Source organism: Acinetobacter sp. S4397-1 (assembly GCF_024129285.1).
Taxonomy (GTDB): domain Bacteria; phylum Pseudomonadota; class Gammaproteobacteria; order Pseudomonadales; family Moraxellaceae; genus Acinetobacter; species Acinetobacter lwoffii_C.
On record NZ_JAMXXZ010000064.1, the window covers coordinates 1 to 4,124 of the forward strand.

4 protein-coding genes and 1 pseudogene are annotated in these 4,124 nt (G+C 37.5%); 3 read left to right on the forward strand and 2 right to left on the reverse strand.

The window, feature by feature from the left end; genetic code table 11:
• A pseudogene (locus NI467_RS14410) lies at positions 1-821 on the forward strand (hypothetical protein); the annotation flags it as partial.
• 734 nt (positions 822-1,555) lie between these two features.
• Positions 1,556-2,575 carry a RepB family plasmid replication initiator protein gene (locus NI467_RS14415; RefSeq protein WP_253153482.1) on the forward strand — a complete coding sequence of 340 codons (1,020 nt, stop codon included), beginning with the start codon at positions 1,556-1,558 and terminating at the stop codon, positions 2,573-2,575.
• Positions 2,576-2,593: 18 nt separating this feature from the next.
• Here NI467_RS14415 and NI467_RS14420 read toward each other — a convergent pair whose 3' ends face one another.
• Positions 2,594-2,794: a hypothetical protein gene (locus NI467_RS14420; protein WP_253153483.1), complete on the reverse strand. Its 201-nt coding sequence runs from the start codon at positions 2,792-2,794 to the stop codon at positions 2,594-2,596.
• 53 nt (positions 2,795-2,847) lie between these two features.
• On the reverse strand, positions 2,848-3,108 hold the full coding sequence (locus NI467_RS14425) for a mobilization protein (RefSeq protein WP_253153484.1): 261 nt from the start codon (positions 3,106-3,108) through the stop codon (positions 2,848-2,850).
• Positions 3,109-3,309: 201 nt separating this feature from the next.
• On the opposite strand from NI467_RS14425, the gene mobQ reads away from it, so the two are divergent.
• Positions 3,310-4,124, forward strand: an 815-nt coding sequence (mobQ, locus tag NI467_RS14430) for a MobQ family relaxase (RefSeq protein ID WP_253153485.1), incomplete at its 3' end; no start/stop codon positions are given.

Consider the following 4,124-nt stretch of genomic DNA (forward strand, 5'->3'; position numbering starts at 1 on the left):
TCATGCCAACCATTGCACTAGAAAACGATGCAATTAGGGCAAGAAATGCCGAAAAATTAGCGCATGAACAGATTATCAAAGGTTTAGACCAAGAAATTATCTTAGAAGAACGTAGATTAAACCAACTTAAACTAGAGCATAGTCAATTAGTACAGCCACCAGTCAAGCCACTGGAGCAGCAGCCACTGCCCCCAAAAGCAACCGCCACAGATGCAAGGAATGCTATAGCGAAGTACCGTACAGCCATTGAAGAAACAGCGAATCAGCTTTTCAAAGAACAGCACGTCCAGCAAATCGAAGACGCTAAAACATGGTTAGCGAAAATTGAGGACATGCGAGCCAAAACCCCTCTATTTTTAGGCAAAAAAGAGCATTTAGCAAAAATTGAGCAAGAAGTTATTCAATACGAGAATATGCGCTCAAACTTTGCAAAATTCAAAGAACTAGGCGTAACGGACGAGCATCGAGCAACGGCTATAGCCATGATTGAGCGCACAAAGCCAATTATGGCGAAAAATGCCCGAAATTCTGAAAAATTCTTAACAGAACAGCAGCTAAACCAAGCAAAAGAGCAAATAGACCCCAATATTTCAATGCTAGCGAAGGCAAACCAGACCTACTATGGAAAAGTTTTGCAATCAGGCGCACAAGGCACAGTTCAAAACACAAAAGATGGGCTTGTTTACCATCCTCAAATCCAAGACCTGAAAACAGGGAAAGAGTACACGCTCACATACACTGAAAATCAGGTAAAAATTCTTGAAAACATCGAAATTAGTCGAAAACTAGGAAAATCACAGGACAATGAAATCAAAAGATAGTCCTAAAACGCCATATTTTGCGATTACAGCCACTTTTGACAGTTTTTCATATCAGAGTACCATCACAATTCAAAACATGGCTAAAAACGCTTAAAAACATCCTTGTATAAAATTTAAGATTATCTTTTTTGTCTTTTAATTAAGAATATTTAAACAATCAAAATAATTTATTAGCGAGTGTCTACGAGCGACACAAAGAAAAGTTGCGCCTCGACCCTCTGAAAAACCGCTTTTGCTCTTTTTTGAGCCTAATTCCTTGTATTTAGCGAGTGTCTACGAGCGAAGTATTGGAGCTTTTGCTTTTCAAAAAAACATGAGCGAAGCGAATTCATAGCTGCTTTTGTTTTTTTTGAATTTCACAAACAGGATTAACAAATAACTGCCCCTCAGACCGAGCAAAGCGAGGTCAAAATGCCACGAGCTTTAGCGAGTGCCATAGGGCAGTTATCCACAGGTTTTTTGAGTGCGTTCCTTTTTTATTATTTTTAAAGGTTTTTAAAGGTTTTTAGCCCCCCGTCAAAGCCTTGCTGTATATGGCTTTGCGAGAGTTAAATGGGACGGATTGTCGGTGAAGTGGGACGGATTGTCGGTGAAGTGGGACGGATTGTCGGTCAAAAGGGGACGGATTGTCGGTGAAGTGGGACAAAAATAAATAAGTCCTAATTAGTGCTTGATTTGTATTTAGGACAGTGTTAAAAAAGTCCTAGTTAATTATAAAAAGGACAGATTGTCGGGTGAATAACGATCTAGTTGTAATGGATAATTCCATCATTAAAGCGTCATACAATTTAAGTGTGAGTGAACAGCGTTTACTTTTGTCTGCTTTAGCACAGATACCTAAAAATGAACCAGTAGACCCCAAACAAGCCTATTACATTACTAGGGATGACTTTGTTCGGTTGGGAGCTAATGCAGATCAAGCAACAAGAGATATTAGAAATGCTACTAAAGACTTGATGAGAAAAACATTACTCATAGATACCAATGCAGGAGTGTTAGAATTTCATTGGTTATCAGAAGTCTTACGTTTTGATAAAAATGCAGATGCTCGATTAAAATTAAAATATCCAAATCCTGAAGATTATAAAAATTATATTAATGGGTTAAGAAAATATAACTTATTGGAATCTTTACCCTTTGGACGACATAGCGATGATATTGTGGCTAGAGTAGTTTTTGATAGTCGTATTTTGCCATTACTAAGTGAATTGAAATCTAATTTCACTCAATTTTTAATTGATGACGTTGCAGGTTTTAGTAGCGTTTATAGCTTCCGTTTTTATCAAATGATGATGCAATTCAAGTCAACAGGTTACTGTAAAATTAGCTTAGATGATCTTCGTTACTCATTAGCTTTATTTGATAAATATCAAGCAACTAAAGACCTTAAAAAGCGTGTGATAGATACCGCAATCAATGAAATTAATGAAAAAACGCCTTATACGGTTAAATATGAACTGATCAAAACAGGGCGTAAATTCACTCATTTGGAACTAAAATTTAAATTAAAAGCAGAACCCCAAAAAGCGAAATCATTAAGAGATACACATACACCAGATCTATTTCACAAAATGTCTGATAGTCAAATTAATGCGTTTGGAAATCAGCTTGCCAAATTATCCGAACTATCACATTTAGCCGTTGGTAATGAGAGCTATGAGGCTTTAGCAAGTCGAATTAAAGACATGCTAAAAGACCCCGAAAAACAAAAACAGTTTCTTCCACATTTAATAAAATTAGGTTTTAAAGGTTAAAGTATCTAAGGACTGAAATTAGTCCTTAATCTCTATACCTTTAGAGCGCATCAAAATTTTATACTGTTCTCTACGCAATTTTTTTTCATGTTCAGAGATATGGGGCATTAAAGAGCTAGAATTTCGTTGTCTTGCTAATTCAGGATCAAAAACTCCATTTCGATAATTAGCCATATCTTCTTCTGGATAATCTTCAAAATAATCACTCCACTCACCCATAATAAAACCCTCAGTTATTATTTAGTAAAATAAGATTAAACCTTACTTAACAATCAAAGTCCAAATAACTTTCTATCTCTATCTTCTGTTAAATACTCGTTGAGATCAGCGAGTATTTTTTCTTTGTTTTCTTCATTTTCCATTTGTTTAAGTGCTAAAGAACCTAACAGGATTTTACGTCTAGTATCTTCCTTTCTTTGCTGTTCAGACTGCTTTTTCTTTTCACGAGCTAGGACAGCTTGTTTTTGAGCCTTGAGCTGTTTTAAGCGTTCTTCTTGTTTAGCAATTTGCTGTTCTAATGATTCAACTTTCATTGTGATTCCAAAGCCTAAAAAACCACAGTTAGCATAAGCGCACATGAATTGAAATTCAAGGTGCTATCTGCTATCGTGGTTTTCCCGAAGGGCGCACTTTACCATTGAAAAAAACCTAATGGTTTTCATCAATGGAAGTACGGCAGGGGATAGCCCCCTACAACCCCAAAAGCAAAAGCGGAAAAAAGACAAAGGAAATACGTGGCTATTTATCACTTTTCAGTTAAGAACATAAGTCGAAGTGCGGGGCGTTCAGCCGTTGCATGTGCAGCTTATCGTTCAGGTGAAAAGTTAATAGATGAGAGATACGGAAAAGAACAAGATTACACAAAAAAAACAGGCGTAGATTTTAAAAATATATATGCTCCGATCTATACAAAGCCATCACTTACAAACCGCCAAACACTTTGGAATGCAGTAGAAAAAGCAGAGCGTAGAAAAGACGCAACCCTAGCGAGAGAATTTGAAATAGCATTTCCGCATGAATTGAATCAAAGACAGCGTGAACAACTACTTGATGAACTATGTTCACAAATCGTAAACCGCCATAGTGTTGTGGTTGATGCCGTAATCCATGCCCCGCACACGAGGGGTGGAAGTGATGAACGCAACTATCACGCCCATATCATGTTTACCAGTCGCCACATTGACCAAGACACAGGCGGTTTTTCAAGTAAGAAAAACAGAGAATTTAACAAAGAACAGTCAGCCGAAACCATAAAACAATGGCGTTCAGACTTTGCCGACCTATGTAACAAATACCTAGAACAGGCAAATAGCTTGGAGCGTGTCGACCACCGCAGCAATGCAGATCGAGGAATAGACTTAGAAGCCACTTGGCATGAAGGCGTTGCAGTTACAGCAATGAAACGTAGATACGAACGTGAGCAACTGAAACCGATTGAAGAACGTAATCTTAAAATTATCATGCCAACCATTGCACTAGAAAACGATGCAATTAGGGCAAGAAATGCCGAAAAATTAGCGCATGAACAGATTATCAAAGGTTTAGACCA